At 65.6% G+C, this 16,599-nt stretch carries 13 protein-coding genes; 3 read left to right on the top strand and 10 right to left on the bottom strand.

All coding sequences use genetic code 11. The features are described from left to right. Positions 1 to 4 precede the first annotated feature (4 nt). The 5 genes from KVP70_RS30040 to hutU are packed head-to-tail and all read right to left on the bottom strand — an operon-like array spanning position 5 to position 6,011. Positions 5 to 580: a HutD/Ves family protein gene (locus KVP70_RS30040; RefSeq protein ID WP_217946053.1), complete on the bottom strand. Its 576-nt coding sequence runs from the start codon at positions 578 to 580 to the stop codon at positions 5 to 7. Further along, a complete protein-coding gene (locus KVP70_RS30035) occupies positions 577 to 1,953 on the bottom strand; it encodes a formimidoylglutamate deiminase (protein ID WP_217946052.1) in 1,377 nt (458 codons plus the stop codon). Before KVP70_RS30035 ends, KVP70_RS30040 begins: the two co-directional genes overlap by 4 nt. Next, complete coding sequence (hutG, locus tag KVP70_RS30030) at positions 1,950 to 2,738, bottom strand: N-formylglutamate deformylase (RefSeq protein ID WP_217946051.1); 789 nt, start codon at positions 2,736 to 2,738, stop codon at positions 1,950 to 1,952. The genes KVP70_RS30035 and hutG overlap by 4 nt, the downstream gene beginning before the upstream one ends. 11 nt (positions 2,739 to 2,749) lie before the next feature. Next, on the bottom strand, positions 2,750 to 4,294 hold the full coding sequence (hutH, locus tag KVP70_RS30025; RefSeq protein WP_217946050.1) for a histidine ammonia-lyase: 1,545 nt from the start codon (positions 4,292 to 4,294) through the stop codon (positions 2,750 to 2,752). A gap of 13 nt (positions 4,295 to 4,307) precedes the next feature. Further along, entirely contained in the window at positions 4,308 to 6,011 is a 1,704-nt protein-coding gene (gene hutU / locus KVP70_RS30020) for a urocanate hydratase (protein WP_217946049.1), read from the bottom strand. 215 nt (positions 6,012 to 6,226) lie between these two features. Between hutU and KVP70_RS30015 the strand changes: the two genes are divergently transcribed. Next, the gene (locus KVP70_RS30015; protein WP_217946048.1) at positions 6,227 to 7,774 is read left to right on the top strand and encodes an RNA/DNA-binding domain-containing protein; all 1,548 of its coding nucleotides are present in this window, start codon (positions 6,227 to 6,229) and stop codon (positions 7,772 to 7,774) included. Here the strand turns inward: KVP70_RS30015 and KVP70_RS30010 are convergent. Genes KVP70_RS30010 through KVP70_RS30000 form a run of 3 tightly spaced genes read right to left on the bottom strand, consistent with a single transcriptional unit; the run spans position 7,771 to position 11,156 of the window. Then, positions 7,771 to 9,465 (bottom strand): amidohydrolase, encoded by a 1,695-nt coding sequence (locus KVP70_RS30010; protein ID WP_217946047.1) that lies wholly within the window; start codon positions 9,463 to 9,465, stop codon positions 7,771 to 7,773. The two genes, KVP70_RS30015 and KVP70_RS30010, sit on opposite strands and share 4 nt — an antisense overlap. Positions 9,466 to 9,525: 60 nt before the next feature. Further along, positions 9,526 to 10,689 carry a hypothetical protein gene (locus KVP70_RS30005; protein WP_217946046.1) on the bottom strand — a complete coding sequence of 388 codons (1,164 nt, stop codon included), beginning with the start codon at positions 10,687 to 10,689 and terminating at the stop codon, positions 9,526 to 9,528. Positions 10,690 to 10,724: 35 nt separating this feature from the next. Continuing rightward, complete coding sequence (locus KVP70_RS30000; RefSeq protein ID WP_217946045.1) at positions 10,725 to 11,156, bottom strand: type 2 periplasmic-binding domain-containing protein; 432 nt, start codon at positions 11,154 to 11,156, stop codon at positions 10,725 to 10,727. 201 nt (positions 11,157 to 11,357) lie between these two features. Here KVP70_RS30000 and msbA point away from each other — a divergent pair, with 201 nt between their 5' ends. Further along, positions 11,358 to 13,184 carry a lipid A export permease/ATP-binding protein MsbA gene (gene msbA / locus KVP70_RS29995; RefSeq protein ID WP_217946044.1) on the top strand — a complete coding sequence of 609 codons (1,827 nt, stop codon included), beginning with the start codon at positions 11,358 to 11,360 and terminating at the stop codon, positions 13,182 to 13,184. A 241-nt stretch (positions 13,185 to 13,425) separates the two neighbouring features. Then, positions 13,426 to 14,523, top strand: coding sequence for a hypothetical protein (locus KVP70_RS29990; protein WP_217946043.1), 1,098 nt, complete (start codon positions 13,426 to 13,428; stop codon positions 14,521 to 14,523). Between the two features lie 24 nt (positions 14,524 to 14,547). Here the strand turns inward: KVP70_RS29990 and KVP70_RS29985 are convergent, their stop codons facing one another. Together KVP70_RS29985 and ada are read right to left on the bottom strand one after the other, a co-directional pair. Next, a complete protein-coding gene (locus KVP70_RS29985) occupies positions 14,548 to 15,435 on the bottom strand; it encodes a 2OG-Fe(II) oxygenase (RefSeq protein WP_217946042.1) in 888 nt (295 codons plus the stop codon). Next, positions 15,432 to 16,526: a bifunctional DNA-binding transcriptional regulator/O6-methylguanine-DNA methyltransferase Ada gene (gene ada / locus KVP70_RS29980; RefSeq protein ID WP_217946041.1), complete on the bottom strand. Its 1,095-nt coding sequence runs from the start codon at positions 16,524 to 16,526 to the stop codon at positions 15,432 to 15,434. The genes KVP70_RS29985 and ada overlap by 4 nt, the downstream gene beginning before the upstream one ends. Positions 16,527 to 16,599 lie beyond the last annotated feature (73 nt).

Here is a 16,599-nt window from a genome sequence, read left to right as displayed (position 1 = left end):
TTCTTTAATTGTTGATGATGTCGACCACGAACACCGTTGCGCGCTGGGCCTCCATCGACCATTCCTGTTCGGCCTCCAGCACCAGCAGGTCGTAGCGCACCATGGCGATGCGTTCGCGCGCGCTGCTCACCGTCAGGCTCTCGCCGTCGGCCAAGAACAGCAGCGTGGTGCCGCTGCGGCGCTTGAGCTGCTCGACGCCATCGACCAGGAACGATTCGATCCGGTGGCGGCAGCGGCCACGCCGCGACATCACGTTGAAGTCGGTGGTCAGGCCGCCGGTGACGGTGGCGTGCACCGCCGCCTCGCCGTCGAATTCGATCAGCGGTTCGCTGGGGCTGAGCACAAAACGCTCGTCGCCGAAGTCCAGCAGCACGCCGTCGCCGTCGACCAGCGCCAGCGAACGGTCGATGCCGGGGAAGCTGGAAAAAGGCCCGCTCTGGGAGATGGTCGCCAGGCTGACGCGCCAGTCGAATTCATCGAAGCCGGCGCCGGCGGGCGAGACGGCGATTTCCGTCGTGCTGCCGCCGCCGTTCTTCCACGGCGCGGGCCGCAGGCTTGCATACTGGATTAGCTGGGTCATCGGAACTCCCTCAGTTCGGCCAAGGTCTGCTTGAAGCGCGCAGCGATCGCCTGCTGCGCAACGTGCTGCTGATTGCGTACCACCCACTGGCCGCCGACCATGACGTCCTTGACCAGATTGTCATTACCGCAGAAGACGAAGCTGCCGAGCACCTCGTCCAGCGCCAATCCATACAAATTCGGGTGCTGGTCATCCAGCACGATCATATCGGCGCGGCGGCCCGGCGCCAACGCGCCCACCGGCCGTCCGCTGGCCTGCGCGCCACCCTGCAAGGCGCCCTGCCACAGGAAGTCGCCGACATGGCGCTGCTGCGCCGACACCGCGATATTGCGGCGCTGGTGTTGCAGGCGCTGGCCATATTCCAGCCAGCGCAATTCTTCCACCGCGCTTTGCGAAATGTGGCTGTCGCTGCCGATGCCGAACCGTCCGCCCGCCGCCAGGAACTCCTCCAGCGGGAACAGGCCGTCGCCCAGGTTGGCCTCCGTGGTCGGACACAGCCCCGCCACGGCGCCGCTCTGCGCGATGTTGTCCACCTCGTCGCGCATCAAATGCGTCGCGTGGATCAGGCACCAGCGTTGATCGACTTTCACCTGGTCCAGCAGCCACTGCACCGGGCGGCGTCCGCTCCAGTCCAGCGATTGCTGCACTTCCTGCTTCTGCTCCGCGATGTGGATGTGCACCGGACGGTCGTCCGGCAGCGTCACCAGCACCTCGTTAATCTGCGCCACCGAGGCCGCGCGCAGCGAATGCGGCGCCACGCCCACTTCGGTTTGCCCGTCGCGCAGGGGCTCCAGCGCCTCGATCACCCGCAGCACATCCTGCGGATCGGTCTTGAAACGCTGCTGCTCCGGCTTCAAGACGCTTTCGCCGAAGCCGGAATAACTATACAACACTGGCAGCAAGGTGATGCCGATTCCCGCCAACCGTGCGGCGGCGATGACACGTTCCGCCGTTTCCGCCGGGCGCGGATACATGGCGCCGTCCGGCGCGCGCTGCACGTAATGGAACTCGCACATCGACGTGTAGCCGTGGCGCAGGCATTCGGAAAACAGCTGGGCCGCGATGGCCTCGATATGCTCGGGCGTGATGTTGCGGGCGAAGCGGTACATCAGGTCGCGCCAGGTCCAGAAGCTGTCCTTGGTTTCCCCGGCCTTTTCCGTGCGGCCGCCCAGCGCCCGCTGGAAGCTGTGCGAATGCAGGTTGATCATGCCCGGCAAGACGTACTCCACCACCGGCGCGATCAGCTGCGCGCCGGCCGGCGCGACCACGCCGGCATCGACGCGGACGATGGCGCCGTCCGCATCCCACTCGACCAGCACATCCTTGCGCCAGCCCTCCGGCAGCAGCGCGTTGCGCGCGAACAGCCGGTTCATGCGCGCCCCCAGTCGGCGGCGGCCTGCGTCATTTGCCGCAACACGCCTTTTACCTGCTGCGCGCGGTCCGCGCGGTAGCCGTACGGCGCTTCCTCATCCATGTACGTCGACTGGCACATCTCCAGCTGAATCGCGTGCACATTGTTGGCCGGCTGGCCGTAGTGGCGCGTGATATGCCCGCCCTTGAAGCGGCCGTTGACGGCCACGCTGTACTGCTGCTGCGCCTGCGCGCGCGCCACGATGGCGTCGCTCAGGCCCGGCGCGCAGCTCTTGCCGTCGGCCGTGCCGAAGTTCAGGTCCGGCAGCTTGCCCTCGAAGAAGCGCGGCACCACCGACGCGATCGAATGCGCGTCCCACAGCACCACGCGGCCGTGCAGCGCCAGCAGCCGGTCCAGCTCCGCGCGCAATTGATCGTGATACGGCTTCCAGTAAGCGGCCAGGCGGCGCTGTACCTCGGCCTCGCTCGGCGTATGGCCTTCGCGGTACAGCGGCTCACGGTGGAAGGTGTCGACCGGGCACAGGCCGGTCGTATCCTGGCCCGGATACAGGTTGGTGTTTTCCGGCGGCCGGTTCAGATCGATGACGTAGCGCGACCAGCGCGCCGACAAGGTCGACGCCCCCATCTCGCCGAGGAACTCGTACAGGCGCACCAGATGCCAATCCGTGTCCTGCTTGTCGACGGCGGCCGGCGTCATCGCCGCCGCCACGTCGTCGGGGATATCGGTGCCCACGTGCGGCATGGACACCAGCAAGGGAATACTGCCTGCTTTGAACTGATAGTCCATGACGCCTCCTCTTATGGATGCAAGGACGTGAACAAACCTTTGCACGACGCGCTCAACTCGCCGCGCATGACCATGCCCTTGGCCGCTTCGATATCCGGCGCGAAGAAGCGGTCGGCGTCGAAGAACGGCACCTTCTGGCGCAGCTGCGCATGCACGTGCTCCAGATGCGGCGAGGTTTTCAGCGGGCGATGGAAGTCGATGCCCTGCGCTGCGGCCAGCAGCTCGATGCCGATGATGACGGCGGTATTGTGCGCCATGTCGTCCAGCCGGCGCGCCGCGTAGGTGGCCATGCTGACGTGGTCTTCCTGGTTGGCCGAGGTCGGGATCGAATCGACGCTGCCTGGATGGGCCAGCGACTTGTTCTCCGACGCCAGCGCGGCGGCGGTGACGTGGGCGATCATGAAGCCCGAGTTCACGCCCGGATCGCGCACCAGGAACGGCGGCAGGCCGGACAAGGTGGCGTCGATCAGCAGCGCGATGCGGCGTTCGGAAATCGCGCCGATTTCGGCGATCGCCAGCGCCAGCGTGTCGGCGGCGAAGGCCACCGGCTCGGCGTGGAAGTTGCCGCCCGAGACCACCACCGACAGCTCGCCGTCCTTGAACAGCAGCGGATTGTCGGTGACGGCGTTGGCTTCGATCAGCAAGGTGCGGGCGGCGTTGTTGATAATGTCCCAGCAGGCGCCCATCACCTGCGGCTGGCAGCGCAGGCAGTACGGGTCTTGCACGCGCTCGTCGCCGACCAGGTGCGAGGCGCGGATCGCGCTGTTGCTCACCAGTTGACGATAGATCGAGGCGGCGGCGATCTGGCCCGGCTGGCCGCGCACTTCATGCACGCGGGCGTCGAACGGCGAATCGGAACCCTTGGCCGCGTCCAGCGACAGCGCGCCGGACACCATGCCCGCTTCCAGCAGGCGCTCGGCCATGAACAGGCCATGCAGCGCCAGCGCGGTCGACACCTGGGTGCCGTTGATCAGCGCCAGGCCTTCCTTCGCGGCCAGCACCACCGGCGCGATGTTGGCGGCTTTCAGCGCGTCGGCGGCAGGCATGATTTCACCGTTGACGCGCACGTCGCCCACGCCCAGCATCGCCAGCGTCATGTGCGACAGCGGCGCCAGGTCGCCCGAGGCGCCGACCGACCCCTTGGCCGGAATGGCGGGCATGATGCCGGCGTTGTACAGCGCGATCAGCGTGTCGATGATCAAAGGACGCACGCCGGAGTAGCCGCGCGCCAGGCTGCCGATCTTCATCAGCAGGATCAGGCGGCAGACGGCGTCCGACAGCAGGTCTCCGGTGCCGACCGAGTGCGACAGGATCAGGTTGCGCTGCAGCTGTTCCAGCTTCTCGTCCGGGATGCGGGTCTTGGCCAGCAGGCCGAAGCCGGTGTTGATGCCGTAGGCGGCGTCACCCTTGGCGACGATGGCGCGCACGGCGGCGGCGGAGGCTTCGATGACCGGGTAGGCTTCGGCGGCCAGCGCCAGCGGACCGGCGGCGCTCCACACGGCGCGCAGTTCGGTCAGGGTCATCGCGCCCGGTTTCAGGGTCAGTGCATTTTTCATAGAGGTTCTCAAATTATTTAATCATTGGGAGGTTCAAGCCGTTGCGCTTGGCGCAGGCGATGGCCGTCTCGTATCCCGCATCGGCGTGACGCATCACGCCCGAACCGCTGTCGTTGACCAGCACGCGCGCCAGGCGCTTGGCGGCGGCGTCGGTGCCGTCGGCCACGATCACCACGCCGGAGTGCTGCGAATATCCCATGCCCACGCCGCCGCCGTGGTGCAGCGACACCCAGGTCGCGCCGCCGGCGGTGTTGAGCAGCGCGTTCAGCAGCGGCCAGTCGGAGACGGCGTCGGTGCCGTCCTTCATGCTTTCGGTTTCGCGGTTAGGGCTGGCGACGGAGCCGGTGTCCAGATGGTCGCGGCCGATGACGATCGGCGCTTTCAGTTCGCCGTTGCGCACCATCTCGTTAAAGGCCAGGCCGGCGATGTGACGCTCGCCCAGGCCCAGCCAGCAGATGCGCGCCGGCAAGCCCTGGAAGGCGATGCGCTCACGCGCCATGTCCAGCCAGCGGTGCACGTTGGCGTGGTGCGGGAACAGCTCCTTGATCTTGGCGTCGGTCTTGTAGATGTCTTCCGGATCGCCGGACAGCGCCACCCAGCGGAACGGGCCACGGCCTTCGCAGAACTGCGGGCGGATATAGGCCGGCACGAAGCCAGGGAAATCGAAGGCGTTCTTGACGCCGTGGTCGAACGCCACCTGGCGGATGTTGTTGCCGTAGTCGACGACCTTGGCGCCCAGGGTCAGGAAGTCCAGCATCGCCTGCACGTGGACTGCGCAACCAGCGGTGGCGGCGGCCTTCAGTTCCTCGTGGCGCGCGGCGTCGTGCTGCGCGGCCTTCCACTGCTCGACGGTCCAGCCCTGCGGCAGGTAGCCGTTGATCAGGTCATGCGCGGAGGTCTGGTCGGTGACGATGTCCGGGACGACGCCGCCGGCCTTGGCGCGGCGCACCAGCTCCGGCAGCACGTCGGCCGCGTTGCCCAGCAGGCCGATGGAGATGGCGTCGCCATTGGCCTTGTGCAGTTTGATCATCTCCAGCGCCTCGTCAATGCTGGCGGCCTGTTTGTCGAGGTAGCGGGTGCGCAGGCGGAAGTCGATGCTGCTCTGCTGGCACTCGACGGTCAGCGACACGGCGCCGGCCATGGTGGCGGCCAGCGGCTGCGCGCCGCCCATGCCGCCCAGGCCCGCGGTCAATACCCAGCGGCCTTTGAGGTCGCCGCCGAAATGCTGGCGGCCCGCCTCGGCGAAGGTCTCGAAGGTGCCCTGCACGATGCCCTGGGTGCCGATGTAGATCCACGAGCCGGCCGTCATCTGGCCGTACATGAACAGGCCTTTGCGGTCCAGTTCATTGAAGTGTTCCCAGTTGGCCCACTTCGGCACCAGGTTGGAGTTCGCGATCAGCACGCGCGGCGCGTCTGCGTGGGTTTCGAACACGCCGACCGGCTTGCCGGACTGGATCAGCAGGGTTTGATTGTCTTCCAGCTCGCGCAGCGAGGCCAGGATCTGGTCGTAGCATTCCCAGTTGCGGGCCGCGCGGCCGATGCCGCCGTAGACCACCAGATGCTTGGGATTTTCCGCCACTTCCTTGTCCAGATTGTTCTGGATCATGCGGTAGGCCGCCTCGGCGCCCCAGTTTTTACAGGTACGCTCCGGTCCGCGGGGGGCGCGGATTTCGCGGCTGGCGTCAAAACGTGGATCGCTGTCTAAATGGGTCGTCATGGTGGCTCCTGCTCCTGAGTGAGTGGGACCGGCCAAGCGCGCAACAACGCACGCAGGGCCAGCGCATCCTCAAAGGATAAGTTGTATATACAACCAAGTCAATCAGTTTTTAAGCGGTGCGGAGGGAACGAATAGTTCCTGAGCTTGTCAAATATGTCATCAGTGCTTGATATCTTGCCAGCATACGCCGGCGCATGCTCACCGGGAGCTTCGATATGGTTGCCTTGCCGATCAACCTGCAGAATCTGTTGCGCCATCGCACAGTGGAAAGCGAACGCATTGAGTACAAGGCGGCATGGAACCCGGATGCGATTATCCGCACCCTCTGCGCCTTCGCCAACGACTTCGAAAATCTCGGCGGCGGCTACATCATCATCGGCCAGGACTGCGACGCCGAAGGCCGGCCGATAACACCGCCCCTCGGATTGGTCGAGAGTCAGATCGACAAAATCCAGCGGGAATTGCTGGGCGCATGCCAGCAGATACGCCCGCCCTATTTCCCCAGTCTGAGCATCTGCGACGTCGATGATCGCAAGCTGATCGTGCTTCATGCGCCCGGCGGCATGCACCGTCCTTACAAGGCGCCGGCTTCGGTATCGGCCCGTCACAAGAGCTGGCATTACTACATCCGGCGATACAGCAGCACGGTTGAAGCACGCGGCGATTGCGAACAGGAGCTGTTGAACCTGACTGCCAACGTGCCGTTCGACGACCGGATCGCACAGCAGGCGAAGGTCAGCGACCTCTCCAAGCCTTTGATGCTGGCCTATCTTCAGGAAGTGGGCAGCGCGCTGGCGGACTACGCGGACCGGCTCTCAATCGAAGAACTGGGACGCCAGATGAACGTGGTGGATGGCCCGAGCGAATGTCCTTGGCCCAAGAACGTCGGCCTGATGTTCTTTAGCGAGACGCCAGACCGGTTCTTTCCGTACACGCAAATCGATGTGGTCTGGTTCCCGGATGGCCCGGGCGGAGATCATTTTGATGAAAAGATCTTCAAGGGTCCCTTGGCACGAATTACCCGCGAGGCCTTGGGCTACATTGAGCGCAATTATTTGCACCAGACTGTCCTGAAACATCCAGACCGCGCCGAAGCGACCCGTGTATGGAATTTCCCTTACCCGGCCATAGAAGAAGCGGTAGTCAATGCCGTCTATCATCGCTCGTATCAGGATCGGGAGCCGATTGAAGTACGCATCATGCGTGATGAAATACTGGTACTAAGCTACCCAGGACCGGACCGGTCGATAAAACTGGCGGACTGGATCGCCGGACATGCTATGTGCCACCGCTACCGGAACCGGCGCATCGGAGAGTTCCTGAAAGAACTTGGCCTGACCGAGGGGCGCTCCACCGGCGTCCCCAAAATCTTAAAAGCCATGGCAGCGAATGGTTCGCCACCGCCGCAGTTTGACACCGACGACGATCGCAGCGGGTGTCTGGTCAGGCTGCCGGTTCACAAACTGGCTCTGTGGCCCATTGATCAGTCCGGTACCCCGCAAGTCACCCCGGAAGTCACCCCGGAAGTCACCCCGGAAGTCGGACGCCTGATCAAGCTACTGATAGGCGAATGGCCACGCCTGGAATTACAGCAGGCGCTAGGACTGAAGGATGACGACCATTTCCGCATAGCCTATTTGCTACCCGCCATGCAGGCGGGGCTGGTGCAGATGAAGTTCCCGGACAAACCCCGCAGCAGCAAGCAGCGATACCACCTGACCCCGGCGGGGCAGCAATGGCTTAAGCAACACGCCGACGATTAATCCGGCCGTTTATCCTTTTTGTACACCCGCTTGCCGCCCATCCAGGTCTGCAGCACCTGCGTCTTGCCGATCTGCTCGGCCGGCACCTTGAACAGGTCGCGGTCGATCAGGATGAAGTCGGCCCACTTGCCCGGCTCCAGCGTGCCGATGACGTTTTCCTGGTGCGCCGCGTAGGCCGCGTCCAGCGTGAAGCAGCGGAACGCCTCGGTCAGCGTCATCGCCTGGTTCTTGTACCAGCCGCCGGCCGGCACGCCGGCGTTGTTCTGCCGCGTGACCGCCGCATGCAAGCCCTCGAACGGATTCGGCGACTCCACCGGGAAATCCGAGCCGCAGGCGATGCGCGAGCCCTGTTCGAGGAAGGTGCGCCACGCATACGCGCCCTTGATGCGCTCATGCCCCACGCGCTGCTCGGCCATGTTCTGGTCCGAGGTCGCATGGGTCGGCTGCATCGACGGGATGATGCCCAGCGCCTTGAAGCGCGGGATGTCCTCCAGCGCCACCACCTGCGCATGCTCGATGCGGTGGCGCAGTTCGACGTTGTTGTATTTCGGGATCAGCTGTGCGTAGGCGTCGAGGATCTGGCGGTTGCCGGCGTCGCCGATGGCGTGCACGTTGACCTGGTAGCCGGCCTTCATGGCCTTGTTCATCTTGGCCAGCATCTCGGCGTTCGGATAGAACAGCAAGCCCCTGGTCGACGGCATGTCGCTGTACGGCGCCAGCAAGGCCGCGCCGCGGCTGCCCAGCGCGCCGTCCGAGTACAGCTTGACGGCGGCCAGCGCGTACACATCGTTGCCATAGGATTTGAGCGGACCTTCCTTCGACAGCTCGTCGAAATCGGCCGTGGTGTCGCCGATCATCGCGTACACGCGCGTGGTCAGCCTGCCGTGGTCGGCGTAGTCGCGATACAGGTCGTCCTGCACCACCTTGATGCCGGCGTCGTGCACGCTGGTCAGGCCGGCCTTGGCCAAGGCGGACAGCGCGTTGTCCAGCATGCCGCGCGCCTCGTTGGGCGTGGGCAGCGGCACCACTTTGGCGACCAGCTCCATCGCCGCGTCCACCAGCACGCCGCTAGGCTTGCCGGCGGCGTCACGTTCGATCTTGCCGCCGTTCGGGTCCGGCGTATCCCGGGTGATGCCGGCCATTTCCAGCGCCTTGGTGTTGACCCAGATGGCGTGGCCGTCGACCCGATGCAGCAGCACCGGCCGGTCGCCCACCACCGCATCGAGTTCGGCGGCGGTTGGGAAGCGGCCCAGCTTCCACACCTCCTGGTTCCAGCCGAAGCCCACCACCCAGGCGTGCTTCGGGTGCGAACGGCCGAACTCCGCCACCGCGCGCACCGCCCCGCCCAGCGTGGTGGCGCTGAACAGCTCCACGCCGGAAGCGATTTCACCCAGCTCGAACACATGGCCGTGAGCGTCGATCAGGCCTGGCAGCAGGGTCTTGCCCTGCGCGTCGATGTGCTCCGCCTTCGGCAGCCGGATCGCCGTCTCGCGCTCGCTGCCCACCGCGACGATGCGGCCCAGGTCATCGAAGGCCAGCGAACTGAATCGCTGCAAGGTGCCGGCCGCGTTCAGCGTATAGCCGTTGGCGTGGTCGATGATGGTGTCGGCCTGCGCCAGCGGCAGGACGGTGGACAGGGCCAGGCTGACGGCGGCGGCCAGCGGGGCGGGCGAAAACTGGGATGTGCGCATCGAAACTCTCCATTCAGAAGCAAGAACAGAGTGTAGCGCACAACCCGCCGAACGCAACGTCTAGAACAGCCCTTGCAGCGACACCGACAACAGGCGCGAGTCGCCGAAGAACGGATAGCTGTAGTGCGACTTGTCCTTGCTGACGTCGTACTGCACCTTGAGCGCGGTGTTCTTGCGGAAATCCCAGCGCAGCGACAGGTACTGCGTGTTGCGCGCCTCGATAGGCTCGTTGATGGTGCTGTAGCGCGAGAAGGTGTACATCGGCGTCCACGCCTCGTACTGGTAGCCGACGGCGACCAGCGCGTACTTGTAGACGTTGTTGAGCCCCTTGCCGAGGTCGACCTGCTCGTAGCGATCCAGCTCGGACTTGACCAACCAGTTCTTGTAGTCGACGTTGGCCGACAGTCCGGCGATGCGGGTGCTCTGGCCATCGACGAAGAACACCTTGCCCGCAGGGCTGTCCTGCCAGGTCGAGTCCTTGTAGTGCATCAGCATGGCGCGCACGTCGAAGATGCCGTTGTTGGCCGATACGTAGCCGCCCACCATGCTCTTCCACGATTCATGGGTCGGCGTGGCGTAGTAGATCTGGGTGTCGTAAGTGTCATTGTGCTGGGTGTAGCCGCCGGCCCACATGTGGAAGGTGGCGGCCCAGTCGGATTGCCCCAGCTGCGTGCGGTAGCTGGCGTTGGCGCCCTGGTAGGCGTAGATCGGCCAGCCGTAGACGTCCGGCGCCGGCCGCACCCACGGGTAGGCATAGCCGATGTACAGGTAATCGCTGTAGTAGTACAGCGGAATGCGGAACTGGCCGGCCTGGAAGGTCCAGGCGGAATCGGCGGACGGCTGCCAGGTCAGGTAGGCCCAGTCCAGCGTCGGCTTCAGGCCGTGGCCGGGATTGTGCGCCCGCACCAGCACCTGCGCCGTGGCCGACAAGGTCGGCGAGAACTCCTTCTTCAACTGGAAGCCGACCGACGACTCCTGGTTGAACTGCCAGCCCTCGCTGCGTTCGTAGATGGCCGCGTATTCCCAGTTCTGCACCGTGCAGGGGCATTTCCACTGCATGTAGTCCCACGGCGCGCCGCTGCCCTGGGCTTTGCCGCTCAGCACGCGCGCGCCGGTCAGGTTGTAGAAGCCGGTCAGCTTGAGCGTGCCGTCGTCGGTCAGGTCGGTGGCGCCGGCCAGGCCGGCCAGCGTGGCCAGTGCCAGCGCTATCAGTGTTTTTTTCATTGGGCAGACTCCAGTAAAGGGAAGGACACGCCAGTTCATGGAACGATCGCCACGACCTTGACCGTGTCGTCCACCGCCGATTTTTCGATATAGCCGATGGCGTTGACGTTGTCGGCCACCGCTTTCTTGACTTCGGCACTGCTCTTGTATTCCTTGGGGGGCTTGCCCTTGGCGGCGAAGACGATCTTGGACCAGATGGCTTCGACCTGGGCCGGCGACTTCTCCAGCACTTTTTTACAGAACTCGGCGCGCAGCGGCGAGTTTTCCGGCTGTTCCACCGGCGTGAACTGCACCGAGCCGCCAAGGAAGAATTGCGCCGCCTGCGACGGGAACATGCGGGTGGCCGGGTTTTGCGGATTGACGATGATGACCAGTTCGGCCTGCGCGGACAACGATGTGCCGCCCAGCAGCGCTGTCGCCAGCACCAGCGCCAGGCGCCGCCGGGGAATGAGCAAATGCAGATCCATATCACCTCTCTGAAAAGTACATGAGGAAACTATCGCAGTGCGAATTCATTCTAGTCCTTAGTTTTTTTGCACTACAGTAATTTTCGACAGGTAAAGGTTTTTCTAAGCGGGATGTGTTTCGATTGAACAACGCGGTAGCTTGCGTTCGCGGCCGGGCAAGCCGGTTACAATGCAGTCTTTGCCGCCCAATAAGCACCTCTCGTGTCCAGCCGACTACTTTACTTACGCCTGCTCAAGCAGTTCAGCCCCTACGCCTGGATCGGCGTCGTCACCCTGTTCGCGGTCGGCCTGGCCGCCGCCACCGACGTGATGCTGATCCAACAGTTGCAAAATGTAGTAGACGCGTTGGCTCCCAGCCACAACCTGGCCGCCGTCCGTCCCAGCGCCGGCCTGTTGGCCGAAGTGCAGGGCTGGCTGAAGCATTTGCTGCCGCACGATCCGGTCAACGCGGCGCTGTGGTCGATCCCGGCGGTGATCTTCGGGCTGGCCGTGATGCGCATGTTTTCCAGCTTCGCCGGCGAATACGGCGCCGCGTGGCTGAGCAGCCGGGTGCAAGCCAATCTGCGCGAGCTGATGTTCGCCCGCATCATGCGCCTGCCGAACGGCTATTTCGATCTATCCTCCACCGGCACCACGCTGTCGCGCGTGGCCTTCGACGCCGCCCAGGTGGCGCAGGCCGGCCTCACCGTGGTCAACGTCGCGGTGCGCGATTCGGTCGCCACCATCGGCTACCTGGCCACGCTGTTCATCGTCGACTGGCAGCTGGCCCTGTTCTGCCTTGGCCTGCTGCCGATGGTGGCCATCATCGTCACCTTCGCCGGGCGCCGCATGCGCCACCTGAGCAAGAGCGCGCAGGCGGCCATGGGCTACCTGACCAATGTGCTTGACGAAAGCATCAGCGGCCAGCGCGTGGTCAAGATCTTCGGCGGCCAGAAGTACGAGCAGGCCCGCTTCGACGGCGTGGTCAAGCTCAATCGCCAGCTGGCCGTCAAGCACGCGGCGACGTCGGCGCTCAACTCCGGCATCATCATGCTGCTGATCGGCACCACGCTGTCGTCGGTGATCTACTTCGCGCTGCTGCGCGCGCAAGCCGGCGCGCTGACGCCGGGCGCCTTCGTGGCGTTCATGTCGTCGCTGATGGCGATGCAGTCGCCGATCAAGAACCTGACCAAGATTAACGAACCGATGCAGCGCGGCCTGGCCGCCGCCGAATCCGTGTTCGGCCTGATCGACACCGAGGCCGAAGCCGACACCGGCACCAGGAAAGTCGAGCGCGCCGTCGGCCGCCTGGCGCTGGAGGAAGTCAGCTTCCACTACGGCGCCGACGCCGACGCCAGGCCGGCGCTGGACCGGGTGTCGCTCGATATCGCCGCCGGCGAGACGGTGGCCCTGGTGGGCAGCTCTGGCAGCGGCAAGACCACGCTGGCCGGCCTGCTGCCGCGCTTCTACGATGTCAGCGGCGGCAGCATCAAGCTCGATGGCGTCGACCTGCGCGACTACACCATGGCGTCGCTGCGCCAGCAGATCGCGCTGGTCAGCCAGGACGTGGTGCTGTTCAACGACACGCTGGCGGCCAATATCGCTTACGGCGATCCGGAGCCGTCGATGCAGCGCATCGAGGCGGCGGCGCGCGCCGCCCATGCACACGAATTCATTGAGCGCCAGCCCAACGGCTACCTCACCTCGGTCGGCGAGAACGGCCTGCGGCTGTCGGGCGGCCAGCGCCAGCGCCTGGCGATCGCGCGCGCGCTGTACAAGAACGCGCCTATCCTGATCCTGGACGAGGCCACCAGCGCGCTGGACACGGAATCGGAACGCCTGGTGCAGGCGGCGCTGGAAGTGCTGATGCAGGGCCGCACCACGGTGGTCATCGCGCACCGCCTGTCGACCATCGAGAACGCCGACCGCATCGTGGTGCTGGACGGCGGCCGCATCGCCGAAGTGGGCAGCCACGAGGCGCTGCTGGCGCAGCACGGCATCTACGCGCGCCTGTACCAGACGCAGAAGAGCGTGCAAGCCGTCGCCTGAGAAAGACTGTTACAATTTAGATATTCTTTCTTTTTATGCATTGCATATGCGCAGCCACAGCTCATCCCCGCCATACCCCACAGTCCGCCCGCGATGGCCGGCAGCCACCATCATCGCCGTGGCCGCGCTGGCGTCAACCGCCGCATCTCCCCGGCTCTGCGCTGCCGACCACCCGTCCCCGCGCAGCGTCAAGGAAGTCTATCTGCAAGACCGCAGCGGCTCCCTATTGACGCCGCGCGCCATGGCGGCAACCGCAGATGCCGGCGTCATCGTGTCCGGCGGATCGTCCGCCAGCAAACAGGCCTGGGCGTTCAAGCTGAATGCCGCCAACCAGCAGGAGTGGAGTTATTTCCGACCAGCACCGGATCAGGAACGCAAGACCGTCGAACAGGGCTACGATCCCGCCATGTTCCAGGGCATCGTCAACATGGCGGACGGCAGCGTCTTCCTGTGCGCCAGCACGCCGTTCAGCCGCGGCGCCATCCCCAGCCTGTTCCTGACCCACCTTGACAGCGGCGGACACCTGCTCAGCGAGCGTCCTATCGAATCGAACCACCTCAGGGGTGGACGCCCGTACAACCTGGTCTCCTGCTCAGCCTGGCGCGACGGCATCGCGCTGGTGGCCTTTGAATCGCATTGGCCCCCGCCCGATGTACCGGGCGGCGTCGCCGGCGCCAGCTACCTGGTGTTGTTCTTCAACCAGGCCGGAGAGCTGCAATGGGAGCGGGCGATAACGCCGCTGCGCAATGACTTCATCCCCGATCCCGACGGCATGCTGCTCACGCCCATGCCGGGCGGCTTGCTGGTCTCGGCCACCAACAACATCGATACCGAAATCATCAAGCTCGATGCCGGCGGCGCCATTGCCGTCCAGCGCCAGCTGAAGGACATCTATCTACCGGTGCGAGGCAGATCCCCCGGCGGCGCCCCCAAGCTTTACGGTTCGTCGACACGCGACGACAGCCAGCCCCACGCGGTGCTCTCGCTAAACGACGACCTGTCCGTGGCGTCGGTCGTGCAAGGCCCGCGGCCGAAGAACTTCGCCGCCAGGGTGGTGTATGAAACCGCCGATGGCTCCCTGATGCTGTTCGGTGCCGATATCCCCTTGCGCGCCAGCGTCCGCTACGTCGCGCCCGATTTGCGCAGCGAGTCCGCGCTGCCTCCCGATCTCGGGCCGTCGCTGGACTTCGGCTCTATCTACACCGCTTGTACCCGCAACAACGGGCGGGAGTTCGTCTACGCCATGCCCAGCCGCCCCGATGGGGGAGCCTGGAGAGGCGAGGCAAGTCCGAACAAGGGTGAGACAGGCGCAGTTGTTTATTCCATTTCAGGCCGCTAGCCGGACGGCAGACGTGCTCCGTGTTCAGGTCGCGTCGTGAAAGATCAGTCCCAGCGTATGTCTTGAGCCGGCGCGTATCCGGCTCACGCCATGCCGCATGGCGACCCGGTAGACCCCGCGCGCGCCCTGCGCCGGCCGGTGGTTGACCGGGAAGATCACCATGTCGCCGCGCTTGAGCGGCACCACCTCCACCCGCGACTGCATGCGCGGGCGCTGCTCGGTCAGCACGAGCTCCCCTCCTTCGAAGTCCTTGCCCGGTTGGCTCAGCAAGATCGCCGCCTGCAGCGGGAACACGTGCTCGCCGTACAGGTCCTGGTGCAGGCAGTTGTAGTCGCCGGCGCCGTATTGCAGCATCAGCGGCGTCGGACGCTGCTGGCCGGCGGCGTGGCAGCGCGCCAGGAAGTCGGCATGCTCGGGCGGGAAGCGGGCTTCCATGTCCATCAGCTCGTGCCAGCGGTTGGCGATGTCGGCCAGCGGGCCATACAGCGATTGCCGCAGCGCCGAGATCATCGACGGCAGCGGATAGCGGAAGTACTGGTACTCGCCGCTGCCAAAGCCGTGCTGCGCCATCACCACCCGGCTGCGGAACAGCGACGCTTGCCGATACTGCGCCGCCGTGGCGACGCATTCATCGGCGCCCAGCATGCCGGGGACGATGGCGTAGCCGTGCGCGTTCAGCTCATCGGCGATGGCCTGCCAGTCCAACCCCGCCACGTGCACCGCGATGCCGGCCGCCGCGCCAACCGCCTTGCGGGCGTTGGCCAGCGCCAGCGCGTTGGCGGCGGCTTGAGCGGCAGCGTCGGCATCGGCCGGGATGGCGCCGTCGGCGGGCGGCGCCACGCTCACCGGCAACGTCTTGCGCGGTTTGCGCTCGGCCGCTCCGCCGCCGAAATCGAACTCACCATTCTTCATTTGCCCGCCTCCCGGTCCAGCAGCGCGGCCTTGCGGTCTACACCCCAGCGGTAGCCGGAGAGCGAGCCATCATTGCGCACCACGCGGTGACACGGTATCGCCACCGCCAGCGCGTTCGCCGCGCACGCTCCCGCCACCGCGCGCGCGCCCTTCGGCACGCCGACCAACTCCGCCAGTTCCGCGTAGCTGACCGTGCGCCCGGCCGGGATCTCGCGCAGCACCTGCCACACGCGCTGCTGGAAGGCGGTGCCGCGCACGTCGAGCGGCAGGTCCAGGCCGATCTCCGGCCGCTCCACCATGCCGACCACGCGCGACACCACCTGCTCATATTCCGGCTCGGCGCCGATCAGCTCCGCCTTCGGAAAACGGTCCTGCAGATCGCGCACCAGCACATCGGGATCGTCGTCGATCAAAATCGCGCAGATGCCCTGCTCCGTGCTGGCCACCAGGATCGCGCCCAGCGAACAGGCGCCGATGGCGAAGCGGATCTGCGCGCCGCGTCCGCCGGCGCGGAAGGCGGTCGGCGTCATGCCCAGCAGCGACGGCGACTGCGCGTAGAAGCGCCCGCTGGAATTGTAGCCGGCCGCGTACATCGCGTCCGTCACCGTGGCCTGCTGCGCCAGCCCGTCCTGCATGCGGCGCGCCCGCTGGGCGTTGGCGTAGGCCTTGGGCGTAATCCCCGTCACCGCCTTGAACATGCGGTGGAAATGGAAGCGGCTCACGCCCACCGCTGTCGCCAGGCTGTCCAGGTCCGGGGCCTCCTCAGCCGCGTCGATCAGGCGGCAGGCCTGCGCCACGATGGCGGCCTGGCGCTCGGCCAGCGGCGGCTGGTCCGGCTTGCAGCGCAGGCAGGGACGGAAGCCGGCCTGCTCGGCCGCCTCGCGGCTGTCGTGGAAGGCCACGTTCTTGCGCAAGGCCGGGCGGGCGCCGCACGACGGCCGGCAGTACACGCCGGTGCTGCGCACCGAATACCAGAATTCACCGTCGGCGCCGGCGTCGCGCTGCCGCACGGCGGCCCAGCGCAGTTCGTCGCCCTGGTAGGCGGCCCGCGTCACTTCTTTGTTTGCTGTCTTGCCCATCTCAGACTCCATGATCGGATAAGGAATGCAGCCATCCTATCCAGCGCCGCGCCGCGACGCACTCCGGCTCTTGCTTTTGAATTCC

The sequence above is a fragment of the Duganella violaceipulchra genome (assembly GCF_019166075.1).
Lineage (GTDB): Bacteria > Pseudomonadota > Gammaproteobacteria > Burkholderiales > Burkholderiaceae_D > Rugamonas > Rugamonas violaceipulchra.
Note: the sequence above shows the minus strand (reverse complement) of the source record. Positions and strands in the feature narration are given on the sequence as shown.

Coding starts and splice junctions, on each gene's coding strand:
- KVP70_RS30040 (WP_217946053.1), bottom strand. CDS start 580: ATGACCCAGCTAATCCAGTATGCAAGCCTGCGGCCCGCGCCGTGGAAG.
- KVP70_RS30035 (WP_217946052.1), bottom strand. CDS start 1,953: ATGAACCGGCTGTTCGCGCGCAACGCGCTGCTGCCGGAGGGCTGGCGC.
- hutG (WP_217946051.1), bottom strand. CDS start 2,738: ATGGACTATCAGTTCAAAGCAGGCAGTATTCCCTTGCTGGTGTCCATG.
- hutH (WP_217946050.1), bottom strand. CDS start 4,294: ATGAAAAATGCACTGACCCTGAAACCGGGCGCGATGACCCTGACCGAA.
- hutU (WP_217946049.1), bottom strand. CDS start 6,011: ATGACGACCCATTTAGACAGCGATCCACGTTTTGACGCCAGCCGCGAA.
- KVP70_RS30015 (WP_217946048.1), top strand. CDS start 6,227: ATGGTTGCCTTGCCGATCAACCTGCAGAATCTGTTGCGCCATCGCACA.
- KVP70_RS30010 (WP_217946047.1), bottom strand. CDS start 9,465: ATGCGCACATCCCAGTTTTCGCCCGCCCCGCTGGCCGCCGCCGTCAGC.
- KVP70_RS30005 (WP_217946046.1), bottom strand. CDS start 10,689: ATGAAAAAAACACTGATAGCGCTGGCACTGGCCACGCTGGCCGGCCTG.
- KVP70_RS30000 (WP_217946045.1), bottom strand. CDS start 11,156: ATGGATCTGCATTTGCTCATTCCCCGGCGGCGCCTGGCGCTGGTGCTG.
- KVP70_RS29990 (WP_217946043.1), top strand. CDS start 13,426: ATGGCGGCAACCGCAGATGCCGGCGTCATCGTGTCCGGCGGATCGTCC.
- KVP70_RS29985 (WP_217946042.1), bottom strand. CDS start 15,435: ATGAAGAATGGTGAGTTCGATTTCGGCGGCGGAGCGGCCGAGCGCAAA.
- ada (WP_217946041.1), bottom strand. CDS start 16,526: ATGGAGTCTGAGATGGGCAAGACAGCAAACAAAGAAGTGACGCGGGCC.